We start from the raw sequence: 25,341 nt of genomic DNA on the forward strand, positions 1-25,341 counted from the left end.
TTTGTTTTATCTGACAACATACTTTCCGATCTCCTCCACACACAGCTCGTATACATCCTCATCCCGATATCTGCGATACCAGTCGGTGGTAAGCCGTATACAACCATCAATGTCCATGCGAGGTTCCCATCCGAGGCGGAATTTCGCCTTAGATATATCAAGCATCAGCAAGTTGGCCTCATGCAGCGCATTGGGATCAGACAGATCGCACAGCTCACCACGGCCATAACACTGCACGAGCTTCTCAGCTACCTCCCATACCGGGGTGATGCTTTCCGAGCGAGGCCCGAAGTTCCACCCCTCGCAGAAAGCAGTGGGCTGATGCCACATCTTCATGGCCAGCAACATATATCCCCCGAGCGGTTCGAGCACATGCTGCCACGGACGCACAGCCTTCGGAGAACGGATGCCTATGGCACGGCCCTCCTCAATGGCACGGATACAGTCCGGAATGATACGGTCTGTGGCCCAGTCGCCACCTCCTACAACGTTTCCCGCACGCACGCTTGCTATCGACTTTCCGTGACTGTCATACTGAGCGGGATTGAAAAAACTGCGCCGCCACGACGATATGGCTATTTCAGCCGCCCCTTTCGACGAAGAATACGGGTCGTAACCTCCCATAGGCTCATTCTCACGGTATCCCCAAATCTGTTCGCGGTTCTCGTAACACTTGTCTGTGGTAATCATCACGCCCACTTTCACACTGTCCGTTACCCGCATGGCTTCCATCACGTTGATGGTGCCCATCACGTTGGTTTCATATGTCTCCACCGGAATGTCATAGCTAAGCCGTACCAACGGCTGTGCCGCGAGATGGAATACAATCTCCGGCCGGTACTCGGCAAAGATATCTTTCATCCGCCCGCCGTCACGTATGTCGGCCCGCAGGTCCGCTTCAATCTTGTTACCTATGCCCGAGAGCACATAGTTGTCACGTTCCGAAAACGGGTCAAGACTCACGCCCGTCACCCGCGCTCCCAATTCGTGGAGCCAGATGCTCAGCCATGAGCCTTTGAAACCGGTATGTCCTGTGACGAGGACACGCTTGCCGGCGAAGAACCCTTCAAATATGTCAGTCAATATATTATCGTCTTATTATATAATGTTATACAGTATCATGTGTGACATGCCTGCCCCTTATTTTCTCGTCTCACAGAATTCTCGGATAGATGCAGTCATCCAGTCAATCATCTCGCTGCTCATGCCGGGATAAACACCTATCCAAAAACCGTTATTCATGATGAAGTCGGTATTGGTAAGTTCTCCCACAACGCGATAGCCCTCGCCTGTGCGTCGCATTTCATCGAATGCGGGATGCTTTATTAGATTGCCCGCAAAGAGGTTACGCGTCTGTATCTTTCTGTTTTCGAGAAATCCGGTCAGCTCGTTGCGCGTAAATCCGACACCGTCCCTGACTGCTATGAGGAACCCGAACCATGACGGATTGGAGTTCTCTTCAGCCACTGGAAGTATCAGTTCCGGAATATCCTTCAAGCCTTCATAAAGTTTTTTGTAGTTGGCCCGACGTGCGGCCACGATGCCATCCGCTTTTTCAAGCTGGGCACATCCTATGGCAGCCTGCATGTCAGTGACCTTAAGATTGAAACCGAAATGGCTGTATACATACTTATGGTCATAGCCGTACGGCAGTTCGCCGAATTGTCCGGTAAACCTGACCTTGCACGTGTTGTCCACGCCGCCCACACACCAACAGTCACGTCCCCAGTCTCGGAACGAGCGTGTAATTTTGTTTAGCAACGGATCGTCGGTGTATACAGCCCCGCCCTCGCCCATCGTTATGTGATGTGGGGGGTAGAACGATGATGTGCCGATATCTCCCCAAGTTCCCGTCTTCCGGGTAACGCCGTCGATTGTGTATTCGGAGCCGAGCGCGTCACAGTTGTCCTCGATGAGCCAAAGTCCATGACGGTCGCAGAACCTTTTCACTGCCTTGATATTGAACGGATTGCCAAGCGAGTGAGCCATCATAACAGCCCTTGTCTTCTCCGACAAAGCCTCTTCAAGAAGGGTCACATCAACATTGAATCCCGGCAGGCATACGTCCACGAATACCGGCACCGCTCCGAACTGTATTATCGGATTGACCGTCGTTGGGAATCCTGCGGCCACCGTGATAACCTCGTCGCCACGACGTATGCGGCGATCGCCCAGCTTAGGCGACGTCAAGGTATAGAATGCCAGCAGATTCGCGCTCGAGCCGCTGTTGGTCAGGACACAGTATTTTACGCCCAGCCACTCTGCCAGCCGTGTCTCGAACTTGTGGGCCCACGGCCCCGCTGTCAGCCAGAAGTCAAGTGACGAGTCGACAAGATTGACTATCTCCTTCTCGTCAAAATAGCGTCCGCCATAGTTGACAAACGACTTACCGGGACAGAATTCCTTCTTCCCGCCGTGTGCCACCTGATAATATCTTCGTGTCAGTTCAAGTATCTGTTCTTTAAGTTCTTCCTTACTTTCCATGTATTTTTTATTGTCTAAAAACCATTTTTCAACCCAATTACCATATCATCCACGGAGCTTTTCCAGCATCCCACATTTCGTTCAGCTCCACATTGTCCCGCATGATGTCCATACACTTCCAGAAACCTCTATACTTATAGGCCTGCACTTTACCGTCCTTTACGAGAGTCTCCAACGGACCCCGTTCGAAAACGACAGTGTCGTCATCCTCGGGAATATAGTCGAACACCTCCGGATTGCAGACGAAATATCCAATGTTAATCCAGTTACCGTCACCGTCAGGCTTCTCTAAAAACGACAATACTTCTCCTGTGGCGTGGTCAATCCGGACCGAGCCGAATTTGCCCTGAGGTTTGTACACTGTCATTGATATGACTTTACCACTGGCCTTATGGGCGGCTATAGTGTCCGCAATGTCCAAATCCGTAACCCCGTCACCATATGTCAGCAGAAAAGGTTCGCCACCGACATATTTCTGCACACGCTTAAGCCGGCTGCCCGTCATCGTATTCAAACCGGTGTCCACCAACGTTACTTTCCATGGCTCGGAGTGATTGTCCAAAATTCGGGTCTCACCATTGGATATGTCCACCGATATGTCACAGTTGTGAAAACGGTAATTGATGAAATATTCTTTTATTATAGACTGCTTGTAGCCGCAGCATATTATAAAATCATTGATACCATAATGTGAGTATGTTTTCATGATGTGCCACAATATAGGCTTTCCACCAATCTCAACCATCGGCTTCGGTATACTGACCGTCGCCTCACTTAATCTTGACCCTAAGCCTCCTGCGAAAATTACAGCTTTCATTTCTTTTCTATTTCAAAACTATTCATATTCACTTCAAATACAGCCAATAAACAAATCATCGGATTTGCAAATATGCAGTACGATGACATTTATTCTCCACAAAGGGTTTTCTCTTGGCAAGCGAAGTCTTATTGGGCACAAATGTACAAAAAATAAAAATAACAGCAAAGTTTTGTTCCATATAAAAGTAAATTAAATGAAATATTGTCATAAATAAAGACGGTGAAGTCTGCATGCCACATAAGAAATTACATTTCTATAACGTCACCAGCCGGACAATCATCTTTATGGATGTCGGGACTTGAACGTAATATGAAGTTTTGCAATACCCCATCATTATATCTAAATAAAAATATAACAAAAACCTTGCTTCATTTAGCTAAAAAATTTCAATATATGGAATATCAGACACACTCTGCACATATGCCATATTACTCACGGCCGCAGGACAACGGTCATGAACCAATCACGCAGGATGCCCTTATAGCGGTTTTGCGAATCACTGACCATTATCAACAGACGGCTGCCATCTGAGAGCGTCGGACCGAGACACATTCCTTCGTAGTTGGCAAGGTTCTGACAGATAAGATTCAACTTTGTATCAAACTCCGCAACAAGTTCCTTGTCAAGCATCTCCCCCGGCAACGATGCCATCGGATTGACCACATACAGACGGCAGAATACTCCGGCATAAGGAATAATAGCAGAAGAAGAATAAAATTCGCGCTCGAGCACAAGCAGACGGCCGTCGTCAAGTGCACACAACTCGCTCACCCCCATAGCATAATGTTGGGAAGGCTTGCGGGCACGGGGCTTGTCCATTTCGTAAATATACTGTTGGGATGGTTGCATATCGTCACCGAAACTTTGCAGACGCAGCCGGTTACACACTCGGTTTGACGGAGATGCAGGTCGCCCGTCAGCAGGCAGAGTGCTCTCGGTGGTAGTCCAAAACCGATGGGTCACGGCATTATACGTAAGCGACTCCAAGCCATATTCCGCTGTGGCTAACGCAAATTCCTCCGGCATATTCAGTTTTCTCCCTGTGCGGCTTCCGTCAGGAGCATATTCATATATCTCGTTATCCTTTTCACCGCTTATGAAAAGCGTACCCGCCACGGGAAACCATGCTATAGCCTCCATATCGCGGTTGGGCAGACCGGCCGACCGATAACCTTCGTTCACAACATTCAGTATCTTTCCCGACAAAGAATCGACATCTATGCGGAATACGTAAAAACCGTCTTCCTCGGCTTTGTCGCTCACAAGGGCATAGCGGTTGGAGCCAAGATATGTTATGCCGCTGTAGTTACCGGGCGGCACCGACTTATGAAAACGCTGCTGTCGATTTGCTCTGAAATATAACCCTCCGGAATTGAAAGAAGAATCACCGGGGATGAAACCGAAGTTGCAAGAAGAATCTGCATTGAATGACAATGAAAAACGACACTGGCACCAACGTACTGCCATGTGCAGTATAGGTGGTGCCAGTGTTTGCATGTGCTGTCGATGTCCATACGGCCATCAGCAACACACTGAGAATATTTCTGTTCATATCATTACATACAAGGGGCATTCAACTTTTCCAAAACAACTTCTTGTATTGAAATTATAATCTTCCCCAATCATAAAAAACTACTTCCTGAACGGCTTTATCACAAACATGAAGTCGCGGTTTCCGTAGTGCACGCGATATTTTTCGAGCGGCCATGCTCCCCAGCTGTTCACACAGGCAAGTCCCTGCTGTTTCTGCTGTATGTGAATTTGGGTAAGATCGCGCTCTACAAGATCGCCACTGTGGCGTCCGTGCTTCTTGTCCTTATTCATTCCGTCGTCGAGATCGGCCACGAGATAGTGGAGCGCGCTGCACTCCATCGGTGCCGTAGAGTAGAACGTAAGTCCCCTGCCCGACTTGCCGTCGTAGACGGTAAAGCGGCGCACATCTGTGTGGTTGCCGCTCTCCTGCGGACGTATATACGGGAAATACTCATCCTTTGCATTGCTCTTGTATATACCGACAAACTCGCTGCTGTTACGGTCGGCATAGTTTTCTATAGGTCCGCGACCGTAATATTCTATGTCAGCATACTTCTTCGGCATCTGAAGCTGCATGCCGTATCGGAACATGTCGGGTACCTTTGCCTCGCTGTCGGCCGTGAGACGCTGCTTTACGATAACCTCACCGGTGGGCAGAAGGATGTAAGTCATTCCAAGAAGCCCTTTCACATCGGGCATGTCAAACAAAGCGATGACCATGGCACAACTGTCACTAACATTATATTCCACGCCCTTGAGCTTCATCTGAGGGTCTTTCCATACGGCAAACTTTCGCTGAAGCTGTGCACCATAGTCGTTGTCGGTGGGGGCACGCCAGAACTCTGGCGTAATTGACTCACGGTCAAGAAGCATCGGTTCACCGTCGACATCGAGATAGTCTATCCATCCCGACCAACGTCCAACGGTCATGGTCGTACCGCCGGCAGTGACAGCAATATGCGATGTTGTCTCTTTCACTCCAAACAACGGGGTTGCCTCTTTAGCTTTCTTGACATTCTTCTTCACAACTTTGGTGTCGTTTCCTCCTTCATTCAAATACTTTGCAATGTCAATGACGGGATACTTGTAAGGCTGCACCACAAACTGCTGACGTGCCACAACCTGGCCTTTTTCCATCAACGGTGCGGCCTCACGTAGGCTGAAATTGAATTCCACGGCAATCTCCTTGTCGGGATACTGCTGCACCATCTTGGCCACATAGTCGCGCAATCCGGCATTATCAATGGTTTTCCGGGCCTGCGGCTGTATATTCCTTATATCTATGGAGAGAGGCCTGGCGTGCGTATTGGCATCCAATACAGCCACCTTGACAACAAGATTCAGATCATCGAGTGACTTGAAGAAGTTTTCGTTATAAATTTCGAAGCGTCCTTCCTTGATGCCCTTGTCCTCCACCCAGACGTTCTGATAGTAGTATTGCACCTCGTAAGCATGCGGATTGAGACGGCGGTCAGGGGCAATGATACCATTGCAGTTAAAGTTGTAGTCGCTGGCAGGATAGCGTCCATAGTCGCCTCCGTAAGTGAATATCTCCTTGCCTGTGACGCGGCTCTTGTCGCGCAGTCCCTGATCGACGAAATCCCAGATGTATCCGCCCTGATATTTGGGGTATTTGCGCACAAGGTCCCAATACTCCTTGAAACTTCCCATAGAGTTGCCCATGGCATGGGCATACTCACACTGGATGAGAGGACGCGGATTGTCGCCCTTGGCATAGTCCTCGCACGGTTTGTAGTCATAGTACATCGGACAGAAAATGTCGGTCTTACCGTTCTGTCCAGCCTGTTCGTACTGAACGGGGCGGGTTGTGTCGATAGCCTTGACACGGTCGTATGCCAGTTCGAAATTCTCGCCGTAGCCGGCCTCGTTGCCAAGGCTCCACACAATGATTGAAGGATGGTTGTGCAACGTAATCACGTTGGCCTCATTGCGCTCGATGTGCGCCAGCTGGAAATCCTTGCGCTTGGCCAGTGTCTCCTTGCCGTAACCCATGCCGTGACTCTCGATGTTGGCCTCGGCCGTGACATAGAGTCCGTATTCGTCGCACAGCTCGTACCAACGCGGGTCGTCGGGATAGTGGCATGTGCGCACGGCATTGATGTTCAGCCGCTTCATTATCTTTATGTCCTCTATCATACGCTCCACACTAACCACATATCCGCCATCTGGATCAAGCTCATGACGGTCGGCTCCCTTGATCAGCACAGGCTGTCCGTTGACAAGCAACTGCCCGCCAGCTATCTCGACATTGCGGAATCCGACCCTCTGCTTCACAACCTCTACAGTCTCGTCACCTTTCTTGAGCGTCACGTACAGTGTATACAGCTCAGATGTCTCCGCTGTCCACGCCTTGACATTCTCCATTACAGCCTTACCCTGCCACGACGGCAGGCCGGTCTTGCGCTCTGTCGGCACCGGTGTACGGCCACCATTGCCTTCAACAGCCACTTCCACACTGACACCCTTGCCGTCCACATCTATATCGACACCGAGCACACCGGTCCTGAAACCGCTTTCTTTGGTCAGATCCGACGTGATGCGTATATCCTTGATATGACTTTTCGGACGTGAATAGAGATATACCTCACGTGCAATACCCGTAAAACGCCAGAAATCCTGGTCCTCGAGATACGAACCGTCGCACCACCGCATCACCTGCATGGCAATGACATTGCTGCCCGGCTTGATATATTTGGTAATGTTGAACTCAGCCGCTATCTTTGAGTCTTCACTGTAACCTACGTATTTTCCATTGACCCACAAGGTGAGGTTGCTCGTTGCCGAACCTACGTGGAAGTAAACATCTGTGCCCTTCCAGTCTGCCGGCAGGGTGAATATACGGCGATAAGAGCCGGTATAGTTGTCTGTCTCACCGATGTAAGGGGGATTGCTCTTGAATGTAGTAGCCCAGGCATAGCCGGTATTCTTATATATACGGTCGCCATATCCGTTGATTTCGAACAGACCAGGAACCGGAAAATCCGTCCATGACGAATCGTCGTAATCGGTCTTGAAGAAATCTTTCGGACGGTCAGGATAGTTCTTTACAAAGTTGAACTTCCACATTCCCTCCATAGACAGATAACGGGACGAAGCCGCCTTGTCGCCTTTTTCTGCCAGTGCACGACTCTCGTATGCAAAATAGTTGGCACGGCGTGGCTCACGGTTCTGCTGATTAACCTCCGGATTCTTCCACACCGGTTCGACCGCACTGACAACACTCGCCGCAGCAACAGCCAAAAATAACATCACTTGCTTTAACATTCTCTTTAAGGTTTTTTATAGTTAAAATAATATTAATTAAATCTTTCATAATACACGAATCACATACAACGCCCCTCCGGTCATTCATAATCGTCGATGACGGAGTTGGTGAAATCAAGCATAGGCTTGCCGGCCTTGAACATCAGTTCTGCTTCGTCAAGCCAAACGTCACCGCAAAAGAAACTTTCTTCCACATGATGCCAACAGCAGTAATCCTTCATGCGAATGTAGTCTATATACTCATAATCACGCGGAAATCCGGATGGACATGTCTTCAGCCTTTCCAATCCGAACCCCTGGCTGTCATTCCATCCGGAAGTGGGAGCTGCTCCGTAATAGCGCAGAAAATCATCATTCTCCACACACCGCAGCCACTCGTCGATATTGCCCATTATCTCATTACGGCAGGCCGTAAGGATGTTGGTGGGAAGCCAATAGTTGCCACAGGCCACAAGACAGTGGTCCGGTTCAAGATGTATGTAGTATCCGCCATGCAGCGACTTCTTGCCGTGGGCGGCGATATATGCTCCAAAATGATTCTTGTAAGGCGACTTGTCGTTGGAAAAGCGCGTGTCGCGGTTGAAACGGTATGTACAGTCTTTCACCGTCAGATGTGCCACCGAGGGGTCAAACGTAGCAATACGGGCGATGGCACCAGCCACTCCTTGCTCGAAACTTTCTCTAACATCCTTATACTCCGATTTATTGGCAAGAAACCACTCTCGGTTATTATTAGACATCAGATCACGCAAAAACTTTAATATTCTGTCTGCATCCATATACTTATATACGTTTATACGATGCAAAAATACTTAAAAGTTACGCATTATCAAATGTTTTTCTCATTTATTTGAACAGGCAAGCAAATATAACCGGATGTTTTTTGTGCTTTGCCGTCTCTGTTTGCTTTCATACATGAGTCAGTCAGCAAAATCAATACTTATAAATCTGTTTTTTTACTTTAAATGTCTTGCGGAATCATTTAAATTGATTTCGTTAACCAACTTACGTAGGGACATAGCCTTGTTCTGTCCACAATATCATGATGAATATCAACATTCAAAGAACATGCAAAACAAGATTATGTCCCTACAAACACGTAAATCACTCTACTTTCCCGCCGTTACGCAAAGCGTCTGCCACACCGTCGGGAATATCAATCCGATGGAACTGCATGTCAAACTCGGCAGACTTGGGACCGCTGAACGACTTCCAGTTGATTTTTATCTTCTTTTCAGAACCGTCATTATCTGGCAACTGATTCAGATTGAACGCCACAAGGGCATCGCCCATATATCCCAGCAAATCACCCCGCGCATCATGGCGCAATTCAAACTCATAAGGATTGTCCGGATTGACACCCTGTAGGAGATTTATATGATGTACCCGGCCATATGCTCCCCATATCGTACGAATACGGAGAGTGAGATAACCGTCTTCTGCAACAGTTACCCAGTCCTTTACTATCTCAATGGCATCGTTGCCATATTTTTCCGTATTGTCATCGCCGGCAGTAGGAACGGGCTGTTTGGTTCGTATGCTGTCCATCCAGTTAACAAACACGTTTTTGATATTGTAACGCGCATCTTCCGACACTTCGTCATAATTTACAAGAGCCCTAACCTCTTTGTTACCGAAAGGAGAAGCCTTCAGATTGGTGGAACGCAGGGTCGTAACATTGTCCAACTGCATCTCAAAACCATCACCGGCAACAGGCCTGACCGTCACCAAAGCTGTGGGATGGAATACTCTTACATCATCGTCGTCATCGTTACACGACTGTAACATGCAACCTGCCGCTATCAGCCCGCAGGCTACAATAATGGTTTTCAACTCTTTCATTGTTCTCTGCTTTTTAAGTTATTATCCGAATACTTAATTACAAAGTTATGGAAATCTTGCATCAAAAACATCATTTTCATATTTTTTTTGATGTAAGATTAACATTAAACAAGAACCCATTCGACATCTTACAGGTATTTTCACCGTCATTTAACACCGTTTTATTCTTTTTTCCCACATATTTATTGTACTTTTGTCACGATATGAACAGAAAAGAAAGATATGGCATAGTGTTGGAACACTTCCGCAAAGAGATGCCGGAAGTGAATACCGAACTGGAATTCGGCAGCATTTTTCAGTTGCTCGTTGCCGTAGTTCTGAGTGCCCAATGCACTGACAAAAGAATAAACCAGGTAACGCCGGAACTGTTCCGACGCTACCCTACCGCCACCGAAATGGCAAAGGCCGAGCAGGAAGACGTATTGGAATATATCAAGAGTGTGTCGTATCCGAACGCCAAATCAAAGCACCTCGTGGAAATGGCACGTGCATTGACAAAGAGACACGGTGGAGAAGTGCCGTCGGATATGAACGACCTGCTTGACCTTCCAGGAGTGGGACGCAAGACGGCAAACGTGATACAGTCGGTGGCTTTTGGCAAGTCTGCAATGGCTGTCGACACCCATGTATTCAGAGTAAGCCACCGTCTGGGCCTCGTTTCCGCAAAAGACGACACACCATATAAAGTGGAACAGACACTGATAAAGAATATTCCGGCAGAAGATATCCCCAAAGCACACCATTGGCTGCTACTGCACGGCCGATATGTATGCACGTCGCGCAAACCGCATTGCGACAGATGTGATTTGGAAAATGTATGCCCGAAAATGATTGAGAACTCCAAACTCTGAAAAAATAAAATATCCGTTTGCAAACGTCATTGATATGCTCTGTTGCAAACGGATATTTTCAAACCGTCATTTCCTATTTCCTCTATGATTTGCCAAAGGCTTCTTGTGAGCGTCGTGGCTCTGGCGCTCCTTGCCTGCCGCCACTCTGCCCCTGTTAAGCATGCGGCGATGAAACTTTTCCTCTGCCTTTATCACATCAAACAACTTGCTTGCCGGGATTATCGAAAGAAACTTCTCATGATACGTCTGCTGTATCTTCTTCAGTTCCAAATCCATCTTGTCACACTTTCTTATCACTTCGCGGCATCCTGCATCATCTGCCGGCTTGCGCTTGGACAGTTTGCGCATGTTGTCGAAAATATTCCGTTTCTTCCTGTTCATCTCATCATATACGGGAAAAAACTTTGATGCTTCTTTTGGAGTAAGACAAGCCTCTTTCGTAATAAACTGCTCTATCTCGGCACGAAACTTCTCCGGTGAAAATCCGTTTTTATTCTTTTCCTGTGCACCCGATGCCAAGACACACAGTAAAAGCAATAACGATGCAAAAAACCTATACATCTTCATACTTAACTTTTTTATTCTCCGGACAGATAGGCATATATATCCGTATTGTCCATCATTACATAATCTGCAAACTCTTCCTCGTAAGTGTATGAACCGGAACCGGTAGAACCTGACGCCACAACATCGTCAGCATTCTCTTCTGACCTTAATCCCGACTCATTGATATAAACCACCGTGCCAAATACAGCAAGCAAGATACACGCAGCCGCATACATAATACCCCTGAATCTTGAAACGAAAGAACGACGCATCGGTATCTCCACGGCCTCACGCTCAGACAACTGTTCCATTATCCGAGACGGGAAACTGTCAAAATAACCATCCGGCACACGGAACGGATTGGCATCGCCCATCTTGTTTCTGATATACCTTTCTTCATTCTTCATAATCATTCTTTATTTATTTGACGCCATGATACATAAAAGGTTTAATCGTTGGATCTGAAATATTCGGATATTTTCTTTACCGCAATATGATAAGATGCTTTCAGAGCCCCTTCGGATGTGTTGAGCACTTTGCTCATCTCGCTATATTTCATATCGTCGAAATACTTCATGTTAAACACCATACGCTGCACTTCAGGCAGTTTTGATATAGCCTGCTGAAGCATTGCGGCCGCCTTGTCTCCGTCAAAATACCTGTCGGCCATCAGCATGTTCGACACAGAAGATTCGTCGGCATCTGCTGTTACAGCAGCCATGCTTTTCTGATGGCGCATGAAATCAAGACTTTCATTGACGGCTATGCGATAAAGCCAGGTAGACAGCTTGGAATCATTACGAAACGTGTCCAACCGGCTCCAAGCCTTTATGAAGACATTCTGCATCACATCATTGGAATCCTCATGGGTAAGCACAATACGTCGGACAAGCCAATACAGCTGCTCACTATACTGGCGCACCACCATTTCGAAAGCCTTACGCTGAGTCTTCGGCTCTGACAACAGTGCTATAACCTTGTGCTCGTCATAATTGTTCACCTTTAATTTGATGGTTTATTTCATAAAAGGTTTAATCGCCGCCCCTATTACATCATCATATCCATAAATATCCGGATAGGTTGAAAGGACACCTTTCTCGTTGGGATAAATAGTATAATAAGTTATGAGAAGAGGTACACGCGGCTGAACTTTAAGCCCGCTGACAAGTTTTGTTTTGTTATCCGGATTCTTGATATATTTAATTCCACGTTCTGTCTCCGGCTTTATATCCATAGATATACGCAATTTGTCAAGCAACCATTCGTCGGGTTCGTCCAAAAGAAAAGCGGCAAGGTCAAAAGGCTTCTGCACCCTTACGCATCCATGGGACACGCTGCGTACCGCACGCGAGAATACCGAACGGCTTGACGTGTCGTGCAGAAAGACGGAGAACTGATTTGGAAAACGAAAAACAATACGCCCCATAGAATTGCCTTCGCCTCCTTCCTGAGCAACACGATATCGGCCGCTTTTCAGCATTTCGACAGTAACTTCTTCCGGGTCGAGCAGATCGCCCGACTCACGCTCGATTATATTATAACGATTACGTTCAAAATAATCGGCATCACCGGCATGATGTGCTACTTCATTCTTTATGATACTGACAGGAATATTCCATATCGGATTGACCTCCATACGCTCTATTTCGCTCGACAGCAAAGGGGTCTTGGTCTTACGTGCTCCGCAACCAACCATCATGTCAAGAGATTCACTGCCACCAAAAGCATACAAATGGAATGCGGGGATGTTCACCACTATATATTTGCCCGTGGTATCCAATCCATTCACTTCACGCCAACGCAGACGCTCCATATTGCAAACAATCTTCATGCGTTCTGCCTCGGTTGCCGTCTTTAGTTTTCGTTTCAATACATAATATAATGTGTCTTCAGGCTGTGACCGTTGCAAGAACTCTCCCACACTATCATTGTAAATATGGCGAAGAGCTGCTGCAAAATATTCCTTTCCTGGACGTAGGATGTCTATATCAAACAGTCGTTTATAAACGACCGGACGCCCCGCGGGGGTATCTGCTATGGTATCAAGCCGGTTGAAAATGTACATGGGATTGACAAAACCGAAGTAATGACCGGTCGAATAGCGCATGAAAGCCACGGTGAGACAATACTCCAGACGGGCCATTACCTTGTTTATATTATTGTCAGTTCCATTAAAATCAAGATTGCGGATTAGTTTCAAGTCACGCTCCATGTCGTCAACAAAAAACATCCCGCGACTGAAACCAATATCATCGACCGTACGAAGAAAGGCAAGAAGAGTGTCTGCACGTTCGTCTACGCCATAACGGTCAATCCAAAGAAATACTCCACCATTCTGATAATAACTCCGTATATACTTGTCTTCAGCGCGCCCGCTGTCATTCGAAACGCACATTGCGACGATATTCTCGCGTATGCGGCGTGAACTTAAATCAAAAGCAGGCGTTTTCAAATCAGAAAACGCCTCCATTGTTATGTCTCTATTAGGATTTTGTTTACCTTGCCTGCAACCGGAAAACAGAAACAGCAGGCACACTAACATCAGTGGATAGATACCTTTCTCACCACCTTGCCTATTTTCAGTATGTAACAACCTTTTGGTATATTAAGTTCGACACGCTGTGCAGGACTCTCAATCTTTACTGTGGCCACCGGTTTGCCGGTAAGGGAAACGACCTCAAGAACAAGTCCCGAAGCACCCGTTACATGCAATGTAGACCGGTTGACTGTGATGTTTATATTGTTGCGTTCATCTACCTGCTCGGCAGCATTTGGCTCCTGTTCGGCGGTGCTTGCAACAGCAGGAACTGTAAACGCACTTACAAAAACGAATGCTAATATCAGTAGATTTCTTATCATGCTATTCTTGTTTTATATTTTTGCAAATATACGATTTTATAACGATACTGCAAAATTTTTATTGTAGAAAATACAATATCACAGTAAATTAAACGTTGAATACTGCCATTTCTTCCGCCAAAAACGTATTGGAGAACTCACAGCGAGCCTCTTCCAGCAATATTTTCTCGTCTTCGTAACGTGCCGAAAAATGACCTATAATGAGCTTTTTCACACCGGCATCGCGAGCTACCCTGGCTGCCTCGGTCGCCGTAGAATGGAAATATTTTACCGCCCGGGCCTGATTGTCATCACCATATGTACTCTCATGATATAGCATTGTGACGCCTCTTAACAACCTATGCAAGCCGGGCATATAGCGCGTATCACTGCAATAGGCATAGCTCCGCACTGGATCGGCCGGCAACGTAAGCCGTGAATTTGGTATAACATCTCCGTCAGGCGTGGTCCAATCCATGCCGCTCTTGATATTGTTTATCTGACTCACCGGAATATCATACACATCCAGCATATCCCGGCGTATGTGCGGCAATGTGGGTTTCTCCCTGAACAGGAACCCGCAACACGGCACCCTGTGCAGCAACGGAATGGTGGATACTGTGAGACTGCGGTCTTCATATATCACCTCGCTACGCGAAGTGTCTACAGGATGGAACATTACATCATACCCAAGATTCTGACAGAACAAATCAATCTGCGAACGGAATACCGGCTCCATCTCTGCAGTGGCGTAAATATGGAGCGGGGCTACGCGCCCGAGCATGCCGAACGTAGACAGCATGCCGAGCAGTCCGAAGCAATGGTCACCGTGCAGATGCGATATGAACACATGGTTTATCTTCGTGAATCTCAGCCGTGAACGGCGCAACTGCATCTGTGTGCCTTCACCACAATCCACCATAAACATCTTCTCACGTATCTCGACAATCTGAGACGATGCATAATGGCGCAATGTCGGCAAAGCACTGCCACATCCCAATATATGTACTCTGAAAGGTTCCACTTAAATCATATTAGATATAAAAACAGCTAAACACAACATTCGAAATACTATACATCATTTCAGTCTACCGTACTCGAAAAGATCTTCCTCATTCTTATATACCAAAGAGTCGGCATCCAACTTTACGATATCGTATACATTGATTTCCTCCTCGTCACCACCGCCCTCACGTACTGACTGTATCTCGATACGACCATTGACGATGCGCCATGTCTTATAGACAATGGTGCTTTGATCGATACTCTCCGCTATACCGCCGTCTTTAAGACTAATTCCTACAAAAGAACTGCCGTCGAGCGGATTGGGCATTACCCAATTACCCAACAGCGTTGTCTCGTTGATGACAAGCTGCGCAACAGTTTTATCATCGTTTAGCAACACCGCCATACGATCACCGCAGGCATACCCGCCCAGCACCTTTCCGTTTTCCTTTGCGTCGGTGATACTCAGAGAAAGGGTATCACCACTGTCTGTTATCATCTGAAGAGTGTTCATTGCCGACCCCTCGCCGCATATTCCGAAAACAGTCTTTTCGGCATTGACATACACTGTCGACGAATCCTCGCCGGCACTGTCAGGAGTTTGTCTGTTCTCACCGCCACATCCTGACAACAACATGACAGCAGCAATAAATGCCATTAATCCGGACTTCTTCATTATCAAATATTCTTTGGTGTTTGTTTTTTCTCAATTTCTTTCGCCTCGTTCCACAGAGCGTCCATTTCTCCGAGCGTCATATCTTTAAGCGGCTTGCCTATTTTTATACTGTGCTCCTCTATATAGTTGAACCGCCGTATAAACTTGGCATTGGTTTTCTCCAAGGCCGTATCAGGATTTATGTGATACAGACGTCCGGCATTGACCACACTGAAAATAAAATCTCCGAACTCCTCCATTGAACATTCTTTGTCTCCACGGACCAGTTCCGTCTCCAGCTCATCCAATTCCTCACGCACCTTGGCCCAAACATCATGCCTGTCTTCCCAATCAAAGCCTACGTTGCGGGCCTTGTCCTGAACACGATAGGCCTTTATCAGAGACGGAAGAGATTCGGGCACTCCCGAAAGCACACTCTTGTTACCGTCCTTTTCCTTCAACTTTATCTGTTCCCAGTTTTCTATCACCTTTTGAGCGGTATCAGCCTTCTGCATGTCGCCGCCATCACCGTTTTCACCATACGGCAAAGGTTTTGGAGCCGCCTGCCCCACCTGCGACGGATGATATACATGCGGATGACGGAATATCAGCTTGTCAGTCAGCTTGCCGCATACGTCAGCAATGTCGAACTTTCCGTTCTCCTCACCTATCTTTGCATAAAAACAAATATGCAGCAACACATCTCCAAGTTCCTTGCATATGTTTGACTCATCACTCTTCATCAGGGCGTCGCATAACTCATACACCTCTTCTATAGTGTTAGGTCTCAGACTTTCATTGGTCTGTTTCCTGTCCCACGGACATTTCTCTCTAAGCGTATCAAGCACGTCGAGGAAACGCCCGAATGCTTCCATTTTTTCTTCTCTTGTATGCATGAATATATTCTTTATCCATTGCAAAAATAAGCAACTTTGTCCATCCGGCCAAATTTATTGGAGTCATTTTACACTGAAACAGAAATGATACAGGCAAAACCATCATCGCAATTTACAGCCGTCCCGGATGCGGTTCAGCCATTCCACAGTATATCCACCACAACATCATAAATACGCCAGTTTACGGGAACGCCATTCCACGGAGACGGAACATCCTGACATCCTCCTCGTCAAGACCAATCCTGTCAATGGCTTCCGGCCGATTGTGATCGTTAAGATAATGCCTTTTCTGCGACACGTAACAATTGTCTGCCACTGACAGACTGTCGTTGCGGCAAACAGTGCTTATACCGCCCATAGACAACATGGTGTGAAACACCACAGAATTGCTCGCCACATTCCGCCTGCAGTTTGCTGCAAGTGCATTTACCGCCTTCGGATAGACCCGGCGATAAGATTCCGATGTCCATATCAAAAACGGTACGTGCATATCGTAGTACGAAGGAACCGGAGATGCATGCAGAAAAAGGTTACGACTATCATCAAAAATATTCTCGCCATGATCGGAAGTATACAGCATTGCAGATATAACACCGCTTCCGCCAATCATAGCCATGATGTCCGAAAGGAGCTTGTCCGTGCAGCGTATAGTGTTGTCATAGGCGTTCAACAGTTCCTGTCTGTTTGCCGCTACAGCCTCGGTAGCGCCGTCCGGACGGAAAACCGCCGAACCACTCGGATAGCGCTCGCGATAGTTGAAGTGCGAACCATATGTGTGGAGCACGACAAACAGTTTTCTGTAGCCTTTTTCCAACACATCCGCCATAAGTTCGACAAGCCGGCTGTCGGAAGGATTGCTTTCGGCCTTTGGTCCGTCTTTTATAAACTTCCACTCATCGGCCTCCATACCGAAGATGTCGATAAAAGAATGATTTGGACGCTGATTCGACAAAAAAACAGTATGAAATCCGGCTTCACGGAAAGCCGTGATGATGCTTTTTTCACGATATATCCGGTCATAATCCTCTGCCGAAGCGGCAGAAAGGAGCATTGGGACACTTTTGTGTGTTGTGTTGGACTGTGTTATAACATCAGTAAACACCGTAAGTCCCGATGCAGCAGAAAGCAGCGGAGTTGTATCACGGTCATAACCATAAATTCCGAAATTCATGGCACGGGCAGTCTCCCCCACCACAAGTACATATATCTCTGCACTGCCAGGATCGTGTACAGACCGTGCCCCGAAAGAGAATCCGGCTGATGTCTTCTCATAATCAGACGTGGCTTTGGCCCGATCCACAGCCAGCACAAGGTTGTAACACACATTCACGGGATACATGTCATTCTCCATTCTGTAATCCTTGTCGACAGAATATGCCACTGCAAGACACACAGCCCCTGCCATCACAGCCACAGCAGCAGCCTTACGTTGACGTCTGATGAAAGCAGTGTCAAGTTCCTCTTTCCTTATGATCGAACATATACCCAGCACAAGTACCGGAATGTAGATGGCAACCACCGTGACAATGGCCGGAACAAGATTGTCCAACAACTCAATAGCCTCATCGGCATTGGTTGTCACAAGATTCAGAAACATATCCACCGATATCACCGAGCGTCCGAATAGATAAAGCAGAACAATCTGGAACGCGGCAAAGAACATGAGAGGAAACATCACCCATGCCATTATCCCCGGACGCCGGCCGAACGTCATAGCCAACCATACTGCCGACACAGGAAAAACCACATTGGCAACTTTTCCCGGCAGTGACATCATCTCTGTAAAGTCAAGGGCCATGTTAGGTATTGTCAGCACGATGACGGTGAGGATGAAAAGACACCTGGGTGATACGCACCAATTGTATATTTTACTAAAAAGCTTCATTTATGTTGAATATAAATCCTGACTGTCCACCCTTGCCCAAACCGTAATCGAGCCTTACATTCACATCCTTCTTGAACTCCCAACGGTAGCCTATACCGAAATTGGGAAGTATCCTGTCTGCACGCAGAGAACCGAACTTTCCGAAAATAGTACCGGCCCCTGCCCATACGGCAATGCCGTTACGCTTCCAGACATGCTGCCTCAGTTCTGCCTGCATCTCTAACTTATGCTTGTCACGGTAACGCCCTTCATAGTATCCACGCATGGAATAGGAATTTCCAAGACGTGCCATCATACTCCATGGCGGATTGCCGAAATTCATCTCTCCGCGAACATCGGTGGCAAGAACAGCGCCGTGCCAAAGCCTGCCGTATACGTCCAAACGGACATTGGTGCTGCTGAAAACATGGCAGTTGCCAAGAACCCGCGGTCTGAAAATCTGTGACAGGTTCATATACATGCCTTTCTTAGGATTGGTCAGCACATCACGCAAATCATATACAAACGACACTCCAATACCTACATTCCATGTGGTTCGGTCCATACCTTCAAACATTTCGGGCCTCTCTATGTCCGCTCCACGCACATAGTCTAAAGCAATAGACGGGCCGAGATACATATTTCCGGCTATGCGGAACATGAAACCGGCTTGTGTCTGAGCCTGCCACCGCTCCATTTTGCTCTCGTTGGCATCGTTATTGCCCTTTTCGTAGCCAATGCCCCAATACTTGCATGGAAAGGAATAGAAATAGGCGGTGTATTCCAGACGGTATCTGTCTTTAGGGAAAATATGCGTGCCGCGGACTCCAAGCATATAGAATCCCACGGTAGACACATCGCCGAACAGACTCACATTGGACGGAGGCAAGAGCGTATCCCGGCGGTCGGCACGGTAAAGTCCGGCAGCGACAAGCCCTAAACCGAACTTTGTGTCGGTGCTGTAATGCGGGCCTCCGATGATACTGAAGTCAAACTTCTTGTACTCCTTGGGTTTGTTGGCCTCATTGAAATAGTCAAGCAGACGGTTTATCAGTCCGCGCTTATTCCACGTACTGTCATTCTGTGCCTTACTCTGTGCCACAACTTTACCATCTGCATAAGCTATATCTTCGGCAACAACTGTAGCTAAAGGCAGAATTGCCAGCAATATGGGCAGAATTTTTCTTATCATCAGTACACCAATTTCACATTATCCACCCACAGCGTGTTACCAGGCGTACCTATATACGCACCTCCATGACTCGACGCAAACTGTAACGCCATGTGTGTGGGACACTCGTCGGCCTTGGCCCATCCCGTCTCAACCACGGATACGCTTTTACCCTTGCTGTTGCGGGCGTAGTCACCGTTGCGCAGTCCCATCAGCTCGGCGTCGTAGCCAATCATCTTGGTTATGTCACCGTAGTGTATCTTGTAGGTGGCGCCGTTCACCCATCCGTCTGTCGTCTTGCCGTATTTCACAACCATAGTACCCACGCGCTTGGCCGTGATATTTCCATTGGCATCCTCCGACCGCTTCTGCAGTACAAACACAGCTACAGCATAGTCTTGCCCCAGCACTGTGCTCTTGCTGCTGAAACCAGTCTGCTTGATGCGGTTCCTATCGCCAGGCACCAGCACTTTATAATCAAACTTCAAGGCCTTTGGGCGACCGGTGAATGGTATGCCCCAGTTAAGATTCTTCGGGCCTTCCTTCGTCCCGGTGACAGGCTCGGCCATGTCGCCCAGATATAGTGAACCGGCGGCCAGCACCTTTATATTCATCAAGCCGAGCACCCTCACACTCTCTATGTGTGTGGTCAACTTGGCGCAATATCCGTTGTCGCGCTTGGCGCGTATCACCGAGCAATTGGTCTTAACCACACCCATCACTTTAGCCATTACGTTCGACGTGCCCCATGGTGAGCCTCCCAAATTGGTGTATGCCTTGTTGCCTTCAATAGTCTTGTCGGGACCTACTTCATAAAGTGTTTTGGTTTTGCCTCCGATTATAGCCGACTCGTGTATATTGCGTATCACCCAATGGTCCATATCGCCATATTTCAGCAACTCTTCCTTAACACCTTGCTGCGCGATTGACGGTATTACCGAAATGAATACTCCGGCAAGCAACATAACTGTAAGAGTTAATATTCTTTTCATGCTACCTGACTTTGAGAATAATTTCAGGCAAAGATACAGCAATTAAAATGAATCAGAAAACTATTTGCAACAAATCGGTTTTCAATCTCTTAAAATTTGTATCTATTAACAATAATACAATGGGAAGCACCATGAATAGCAAATATTTGAACTGGCAACAGCACCGTTATACGACTTGAAACTAAAGTCAATAACATTACTCGGTAAAGTCAATAAGATTAGTGAGTAAAGTTATTGACTTTACCGAGTAATATTATTAACCTTATTTTCAAATGCGGCCAAAGTCATAATTGCAAACGGGAAAAAAGTCATGCAGCGGCGTAGACAAACGGAAGGAGGCGCAACGAGAGTCTTTATTGTATCACGACAAAAAGCCCGCTATACAGTAATATAACAATGTGCAATGCCGCCTTGTATAGCAAACATTATAACGATGTATATAGCGTTGAAACTTGTAAAACAGCGCACTAAAAGCTATCTTTGCACCGTTGAAAGACAACAAACTTAATTAATAATCATTTTAAAAGAACCATAAAAACCATGGCAATAGAAATCAGATTGAAGAAGTACAAGAACAAAACAAAGAGTTCATATGGCAAATGGTATGCCCAAACAGTGACACTGGGCACGGTAGGAACGAAAGAGATAGCGCAACATATATGCCAAAACTCGTCGTTCACCGAGGGCGACGTGCTTGGTGTTCTCCAGCAGTTGACCGGAGAGATGCAGCGCGCATTGCAAAGCGGTATGGCAGTAAGAATGGACGGCATAGGCCGATTCCGTATCGTGGCCGAAAGCGTTGGGGTGAGAAACCAGTCCGACTTCAACATTCAAAAACACATCAAGGGCGTAAGAATAAAGTTTTTGGCCGAGGGACACAGAGACGCCATAACATGGAAAGTTATACGCCCGATGACCGTAAACTCGAACGTATCAAAAAAAATTTGGACTATTCCAATTAAGAATTGATAATTGAGAATTTATAATTGATAATTATGATTAGCACTGTGTGGCGATACGGTAGTAATCATAATTATCAATTATAAATTCTCAATTATCAATTTGAAAGAACTACTCGAACACCTCCTCTATATCTATCATCTCATCGCTAACCTCTGTCATTCCGCCGTCGTCAGCACTTTCATCGTAAGACTCACAAGGATCGTAATCACTCGGCAAGTCAAAGACTGCATTTTCGTTATACCCCAAACGCTTGTCGGCAAAAACACTGCGCATATAATAGGCGAATATAGGCAAGGCCATAGTGGCACCCTGCCCCATCGTCATAGTGTCGAAGTGAATGTCGCGGTCGTCTCCTCCCACCCATACGCCACTGACGAGTGTCGGGGTCACACCCATAAACCATGCATCACTGTTCTTATTTGTTGTACCGGTCTTGCCACCGATATCCCCCTTCAGATTATATTTGAAGCGCAGACGTCCGGCCGTACCGCCGTTTACAACACCTTTCAGCATGTAAAGCATCTTGTGGGCACTCTCCTCGCTAATGACCTCGTTCATACGCGGCTGAAATTGTGTTATCAGATTACCCTCATTGTCCTCTATACGAGTGACGAAAAGCGGGGCGCTGCGTATGCCGTGATTCACAAAAGCCGTGTATGCGCTCACCATCTCTGCCACTGAAATGTCGCAAGGTCCGAGACACAATGACATGGAAGGATGGATTTCGGGATTACGTATGCCATATTCGTGCAACAGATCGACAAATGCCTCAGGTTGCAGTTTGTCCATAAGATATGCCGATATCCAGTTGTTGGACTGGGCCAGTCCCCACTTCAGCGTCACCAGTTCCCCATAGCGGCTGTGACCGGAGTTGCGCGGAGTCCACGGTTTGCCTGCGACAATGTATGTCTGCTGTACGTTGGGGACTTTGTCGCACGGCGAGAATCCGTTTTCCATGGCAAGCGAATACAGGAAAGGCTTGATTGTAGAACCCACCTGACGGCGGCCTTCCATGCACATGTCATAATTGAAATGTATGAAATCAAGACCACCGACATATGCCTTTACCGCTCCATTCTGCGGACTCATACTCATGAACCCGCACCGCAAAAACGACTTGTAATAACGTATGGAGTCCATCGGTGTCATCACAGTGTCTATCTCCCCATGATATGTAAATACCGACATTTCGGTTGGTGTACGGAATGCCTTCTTTATCTCTTCCTCAGAGGCTCCGGCTGACTTCATGGCACGATAACGCTCGCTCTGATTCACCGAACGTGCAAGTATCCTACGCACCTGTTCGGCCGTAAGGGCACCGGTGAATGGAGCGTTTGGCTTCTTTCGGTTTTCACGGTTGAAAGCCGGCTGAAGAAACTTCACCACATGATCGTAAACAGCCTTCTCGGCATATTCCTGCATACGCGAGTCGATGGTCGTATAGAATTTCAGTCCGTCGGTATAGACATTGTACGGCTCTCCGTTCTTCTTGAAATTCTTGTTGCACCAGCCATAAAGCGGGTCTGTCTCCCAATTGATGGAGTCCTGATGATACTTCACATAGTTCCACGACGGATAGTCGCTACGCTCTGGCTTCTTGGCCATTACATAACGACGCAGAAAATCGCGGAAATACGTAGCGATACCATCCTTATGGTCTGAGACGTGAAAATTGAGATTGAGCGGCTCGGCCGAATATTTTTCATACTGTGCATCCGTGATATAACCGGCCTTCTGCATCTGCATCAGCACAACGTTACGACGGTCGCGGCTTCGCTCCGGATGTCGCACTGGATTGTAATATGAAGGATTCTTACAAAGTCCGATAAGCGTAGCCGCCTCGTTGACAGTAAGATCGCGGGGCTCCTTGCCGAAATAAGTATTGGCAGCGGTTTTTATTCCCACGGCATTATGCAGGAAATCAAAATAATTGAGGTAGAGAGCTATAATCTCATCCTTGGTGTATGTACGCTCCAGATTTACGGCGATAACCCACTCTATCGGTTTCTGCATCAGCCTTTCGGTTACACTATGCGCCTTGACGGAATACAACTGCTTGGCCAGCTGCTGCGTTATGGTAGAGCCGCCTCCGGCGCTGACCTGTCCGAAGATGCCACGCTTCACGACAGCGCGGCCAAGAGCAAAGAAGTCAATGCCCGAATGCTCATAAAAGCGTACGTCTTCGGTGGCCACAAGCGCTTCAACAATATGCGGGGAAAACTGTGAATAGTCTACACATACTCGATTCTCCTTATTATAATTCCACGTGCCCATCACTTTACCATCGGCCGAAATCACCTGTGTAGCAAAGCGATTGATAGGATTCTGCAAGTCCTCAATAGGTGGCATATATCCTATCCATCCTTTCGATATTGCATAAAAGGCACCGGCGGCGCCAAGTACGACAACAGCAAGCAGAGACCACAGAAAATGAACAAAAATCTTTCTCATTTCTCAGAATATTCGTCTATCTTTCTTTTTATATCCGTGCAAAAATATATATTTTCGTTCATATATGGAAAAATAAAACAGATTTTCTACCGATTAACCATCTTTAAATCGGAAATAATGTGTAACTTAGCGCTCAAAATCAAAAACAACTTTACAGAAGGAATGGAAAAGCATGATTTTGTGACTATTGCCAACATCAGCAAGGAAAAAATCCTTTATATGATAAAGATGGCACAAGAGTTTGAGAAACATCCCAACAGGGAAATCCTGAAAGGCAAGGTTGTTGCCACACTGTTCTTCGAGCCTTCCACACGCACACGACTGAGTTTTGAGACAGCAGCCAACCGTCTCGGCGCACGCGTCATCGGATTTGCCGACCCGAAGATAACAAGCGGGACGAAAGGCGAGACCCTGAAAGATACCATACTTATGGTGGCCAACTACGCTGACGTAATCGTAATGCGCCATTATATAGAAGGAGCCGCACAGTATGCAAGCGAGGTGTCACCGGTGTCCATCGTCAACGCCGGCGACGGAGCCCACCAGCACCCGTCACAGTGTATGCTCGACCTTTATTCAATATACAAGACACAAGGCACACTCGAAAACCTGAACATATATCTCGTCGGCGACTTGAAATACGGACGAACCGTCCACTCGCTCATAATGGCCATGCGCCACTTCAACCCGACGTTCCATTTCGTAGCACCGACGGAACTTGCCATGCCCAACGAATACAAGATATACTGTCAGGAACATGGCATCAAATACGAGGAACACACAGACTTCAACGAAAAACTCATCTCCGACGCCGACATCCTATATATGACCCGAGTTCAGAAAGAACGTTTCTCGGACCTGATGGAATATGAACGGGTAAAGAACGTGTATATATTGCACAACGACATGCTGGCCGGAGCCAAACCAAACCTTAAAATACTTCATCCGCTGCCACGCGTAAACGAGATAGCATATGATGTGGACGACAATCCACATGCATACTACATACAACAGGCCGGCAACGGACTATTTGCACGTCAGGCCATATTCTGCGACGTACTCGGACTGACACTCGATGACGTAATAAACGATAAAACAATAATCAATCCTTGATTAATTCCTGGGACTGAAGTTAAACATAACGA

The 25,341-nt window shown here is 47.1% G+C and carries 22 protein-coding genes; 3 read left to right on the forward strand and 19 right to left on the reverse strand.

All coding sequences use genetic code 11. The features are described 5' to 3' along the window. Positions 1-6: 6 nt before the first annotated feature. From rfbG to HPS55_RS05540, 7 genes are all read right to left on the reverse strand, one after another. Positions 7-1,083, reverse strand: a complete 1,077-nt coding sequence (gene rfbG, locus HPS55_RS05510; protein ID WP_216653109.1) for a CDP-glucose 4,6-dehydratase — start codon at positions 1,081-1,083, stop codon at positions 7-9. A 57-nt stretch (positions 1,084-1,140) separates the two neighbouring features. Next, positions 1,141-2,484 carry a lipopolysaccharide biosynthesis protein RfbH gene (rfbH, locus tag HPS55_RS05515; protein WP_172175377.1) on the reverse strand — a complete coding sequence of 448 codons (1,344 nt, stop codon included), beginning with the start codon at positions 2,482-2,484 and terminating at the stop codon, positions 1,141-1,143. A 37-nt stretch (positions 2,485-2,521) separates the two neighbouring features. Then, entirely contained in the window at positions 2,522-3,301 is a 780-nt protein-coding gene (gene rfbF, locus HPS55_RS05520) for a glucose-1-phosphate cytidylyltransferase (protein WP_172175375.1), read from the reverse strand. A gap of 435 nt (positions 3,302-3,736) precedes the next feature. Continuing rightward, on the reverse strand, positions 3,737-4,801 hold the full coding sequence (locus tag HPS55_RS05525; RefSeq protein ID WP_253945794.1) for an esterase-like activity of phytase family protein: 1,065 nt from the start codon (positions 4,799-4,801) through the stop codon (positions 3,737-3,739). A 135-nt stretch (positions 4,802-4,936) separates the two neighbouring features. After that, positions 4,937-8,122 carry a glycoside hydrolase family 2 TIM barrel-domain containing protein gene (locus tag HPS55_RS05530; protein WP_172175373.1) on the reverse strand — a complete coding sequence of 1,062 codons (3,186 nt, stop codon included), beginning with the start codon at positions 8,120-8,122 and terminating at the stop codon, positions 4,937-4,939. An 80-nt stretch (positions 8,123-8,202) separates the two neighbouring features. Then, complete coding sequence (locus tag HPS55_RS05535) at positions 8,203-8,901, reverse strand: DUF2461 domain-containing protein (protein ID WP_172175371.1); 699 nt, start codon at positions 8,899-8,901, stop codon at positions 8,203-8,205. Between the two features lie 325 nt (positions 8,902-9,226). Next, entirely contained in the window at positions 9,227-9,964 is a 738-nt protein-coding gene (locus tag HPS55_RS05540; RefSeq protein WP_172175369.1) for a NigD1/NigD2 family lipoprotein, read from the reverse strand. 203 nt (positions 9,965-10,167) lie between these two features. Here HPS55_RS05540 and nth point away from each other — a divergent pair, with 203 nt between their 5' ends. Beyond that, positions 10,168-10,815 carry an endonuclease III gene (nth, locus tag HPS55_RS05545; protein WP_172175367.1) on the forward strand — a complete coding sequence of 216 codons (648 nt, stop codon included), beginning with the start codon at positions 10,168-10,170 and terminating at the stop codon, positions 10,813-10,815. 66 nt (positions 10,816-10,881) lie between these two features. Here nth and HPS55_RS05550 read toward each other — a convergent pair whose 3' ends face one another. The 11 genes from HPS55_RS05550 to HPS55_RS05600 form a co-directional block, all read right to left on the reverse strand. Beyond that, positions 10,882-11,382: a hypothetical protein gene (locus tag HPS55_RS05550; protein WP_216655534.1), complete on the reverse strand. Its 501-nt coding sequence runs from the start codon at positions 11,380-11,382 to the stop codon at positions 10,882-10,884. An 11-nt stretch (positions 11,383-11,393) separates the two neighbouring features. Next, on the reverse strand, positions 11,394-11,768 hold the full coding sequence (locus HPS55_RS05555) for a hypothetical protein (protein WP_172175365.1): 375 nt from the start codon (positions 11,766-11,768) through the stop codon (positions 11,394-11,396). A 41-nt stretch (positions 11,769-11,809) separates the two neighbouring features. Continuing rightward, complete coding sequence (locus HPS55_RS05560; protein WP_256407780.1) at positions 11,810-12,361, reverse strand: RNA polymerase sigma factor; 552 nt, start codon at positions 12,359-12,361, stop codon at positions 11,810-11,812. Between the two features lie 15 nt (positions 12,362-12,376). Continuing rightward, the gene (locus tag HPS55_RS05565; RefSeq protein WP_253945793.1) at positions 12,377-13,831 is read right to left on the reverse strand and encodes a L,D-transpeptidase scaffold domain-containing protein; all 1,455 of its coding nucleotides are present in this window, start codon (positions 13,829-13,831) and stop codon (positions 12,377-12,379) included. A gap of 71 nt (positions 13,832-13,902) precedes the next feature. Next, on the reverse strand, positions 13,903-14,220 hold the full coding sequence (locus tag HPS55_RS05570) for a secretion protein (protein ID WP_172175363.1): 318 nt from the start codon (positions 14,218-14,220) through the stop codon (positions 13,903-13,905). An 88-nt stretch (positions 14,221-14,308) separates the two neighbouring features. Next, positions 14,309-15,223: a ribonuclease Z gene (locus tag HPS55_RS05575; RefSeq protein WP_172175361.1), complete on the reverse strand. Its 915-nt coding sequence runs from the start codon at positions 15,221-15,223 to the stop codon at positions 14,309-14,311. A 54-nt stretch (positions 15,224-15,277) separates the two neighbouring features. Further along, the gene (locus HPS55_RS05580) at positions 15,278-15,880 is read right to left on the reverse strand and encodes a lipocalin family protein (RefSeq protein ID WP_172175359.1); all 603 of its coding nucleotides are present in this window, start codon (positions 15,878-15,880) and stop codon (positions 15,278-15,280) included. A 2-nt stretch (positions 15,881-15,882) separates the two neighbouring features. After that, positions 15,883-16,755, reverse strand: coding sequence for a nucleoside triphosphate pyrophosphohydrolase (mazG, locus tag HPS55_RS05585; protein ID WP_172175357.1), 873 nt, complete (start codon positions 16,753-16,755; stop codon positions 15,883-15,885). Between the two features lie 181 nt (positions 16,756-16,936). Further along, positions 16,937-18,640 (reverse strand): phosphoethanolamine transferase, encoded by a 1,704-nt coding sequence (locus HPS55_RS05590; protein ID WP_172175355.1) that lies wholly within the window; start codon positions 18,638-18,640, stop codon positions 16,937-16,939. After that, on the reverse strand, positions 18,627-19,811 hold the full coding sequence (locus tag HPS55_RS05595; RefSeq protein ID WP_172175353.1) for a BamA/TamA family outer membrane protein: 1,185 nt from the start codon (positions 19,809-19,811) through the stop codon (positions 18,627-18,629). Before HPS55_RS05595 ends, HPS55_RS05590 begins: the two co-directional genes overlap by 14 nt. Continuing rightward, the gene (locus HPS55_RS05600; RefSeq protein WP_172175350.1) at positions 19,811-20,782 is read right to left on the reverse strand and encodes a PCMD domain-containing protein; all 972 of its coding nucleotides are present in this window, start codon (positions 20,780-20,782) and stop codon (positions 19,811-19,813) included. The genes HPS55_RS05595 and HPS55_RS05600 overlap by 1 nt, the downstream gene beginning before the upstream one ends. 540 nt (positions 20,783-21,322) lie before the next feature. On the opposite strand from HPS55_RS05600, the gene HPS55_RS05605 reads away from it, so the two are divergent. Then, a complete protein-coding gene (locus tag HPS55_RS05605) occupies positions 21,323-21,751 on the forward strand; it encodes an HU family DNA-binding protein (protein ID WP_172175347.1) in 429 nt (142 codons plus the stop codon). Between the two features lie 102 nt (positions 21,752-21,853). On the opposite strand, the gene HPS55_RS05610 is transcribed toward HPS55_RS05605, so the two are convergent. Continuing rightward, on the reverse strand, positions 21,854-24,196 hold the full coding sequence (locus HPS55_RS05610) for a transglycosylase domain-containing protein (RefSeq protein ID WP_172175344.1): 2,343 nt from the start codon (positions 24,194-24,196) through the stop codon (positions 21,854-21,856). 162 nt (positions 24,197-24,358) lie between these two features. On the opposite strand from HPS55_RS05610, the gene pyrB reads away from it, so the two are divergent. Next, complete coding sequence (pyrB, locus tag HPS55_RS05615; protein WP_172175341.1) at positions 24,359-25,309, forward strand: aspartate carbamoyltransferase; 951 nt, start codon at positions 24,359-24,361, stop codon at positions 25,307-25,309. The last annotated feature ends 32 nt before the right edge of the window (positions 25,310-25,341 follow it).

Origin of the sequence: Xylanibacter rodentium (assembly GCF_013166575.1) — a bacterium.
GTDB classification, from domain to species: Bacteria; Bacteroidota; Bacteroidia; order Bacteroidales; family Bacteroidaceae; genus Prevotella; species Prevotella rodentium.

Excerpts from the sequence above, each read along its gene's own strand:
- nth (WP_172175367.1), top strand. The coding sequence starts at position 10,168 with ATGAACAGAAAAGAAAGATATGGCATAGTGTTGGAACACTTCCGCAAA.
- HPS55_RS05540 (WP_172175369.1), bottom strand. The coding sequence starts at position 9,964 with ATGAAAGAGTTGAAAACCATTATTGTAGCCTGCGGGCTGATAGCGGCA.
- HPS55_RS05610 (WP_172175344.1), bottom strand. The coding sequence starts at position 24,196 with ATGAGAAAGATTTTTGTTCATTTTCTGTGGTCTCTGCTTGCTGTTGTC.
- HPS55_RS05550 (WP_216655534.1), bottom strand. The coding sequence starts at position 11,382 with ATGAAGATGTATAGGTTTTTTGCATCGTTATTGCTTTTACTGTGTGTC.
- HPS55_RS05535 (WP_172175371.1), bottom strand. The coding sequence starts at position 8,901 with ATGGATGCAGACAGAATATTAAAGTTTTTGCGTGATCTGATGTCTAAT.
- HPS55_RS05530 (WP_172175373.1), bottom strand. The coding sequence starts at position 8,122 with ATGTTAAAGCAAGTGATGTTATTTTTGGCTGTTGCTGCGGCGAGTGTT.
- HPS55_RS05570 (WP_172175363.1), bottom strand. The coding sequence starts at position 14,220 with ATGATAAGAAATCTACTGATATTAGCATTCGTTTTTGTAAGTGCGTTT.
- HPS55_RS05580 (WP_172175359.1), bottom strand. The coding sequence starts at position 15,880 with ATGAAGAAGTCCGGATTAATGGCATTTATTGCTGCTGTCATGTTGTTG.
- HPS55_RS05565 (WP_253945793.1), bottom strand. The coding sequence starts at position 13,831 with ATGGAGGCGTTTTCTGATTTGAAAACGCCTGCTTTTGATTTAAGTTCA.
- HPS55_RS05600 (WP_172175350.1), bottom strand. The coding sequence starts at position 20,782 with ATGAAAAGAATATTAACTCTTACAGTTATGTTGCTTGCCGGAGTATTC.
- rfbH (WP_172175377.1), bottom strand. The coding sequence starts at position 2,484 with ATGGAAAGTAAGGAAGAACTTAAAGAACAGATACTTGAACTGACACGA.
- HPS55_RS05590 (WP_172175355.1), bottom strand. The coding sequence starts at position 18,640 with ATGAAGCTTTTTAGTAAAATATACAATTGGTGCGTATCACCCAGGTGT.
- HPS55_RS05525 (WP_253945794.1), bottom strand. The coding sequence starts at position 4,801 with ATGCAAACACTGGCACCACCTATACTGCACATGGCAGTACGTTGGTGC.
- HPS55_RS05555 (WP_172175365.1), bottom strand. The coding sequence starts at position 11,768 with ATGAAGAATGAAGAAAGGTATATCAGAAACAAGATGGGCGATGCCAAT.
- mazG (WP_172175357.1), bottom strand. The coding sequence starts at position 16,755 with ATGCATACAAGAGAAGAAAAAATGGAAGCATTCGGGCGTTTCCTCGAC.
- rfbF (WP_172175375.1), bottom strand. The coding sequence starts at position 3,301 with ATGAAAGCTGTAATTTTCGCAGGAGGCTTAGGGTCAAGATTAAGTGAG.
- pyrB (WP_172175341.1), top strand. The coding sequence starts at position 24,359 with ATGGAAAAGCATGATTTTGTGACTATTGCCAACATCAGCAAGGAAAAA.
- HPS55_RS05595 (WP_172175353.1), bottom strand. The coding sequence starts at position 19,811 with ATGATAAGAAAAATTCTGCCCATATTGCTGGCAATTCTGCCTTTAGCT.
- HPS55_RS05605 (WP_172175347.1), top strand. The coding sequence starts at position 21,323 with ATGGCAATAGAAATCAGATTGAAGAAGTACAAGAACAAAACAAAGAGT.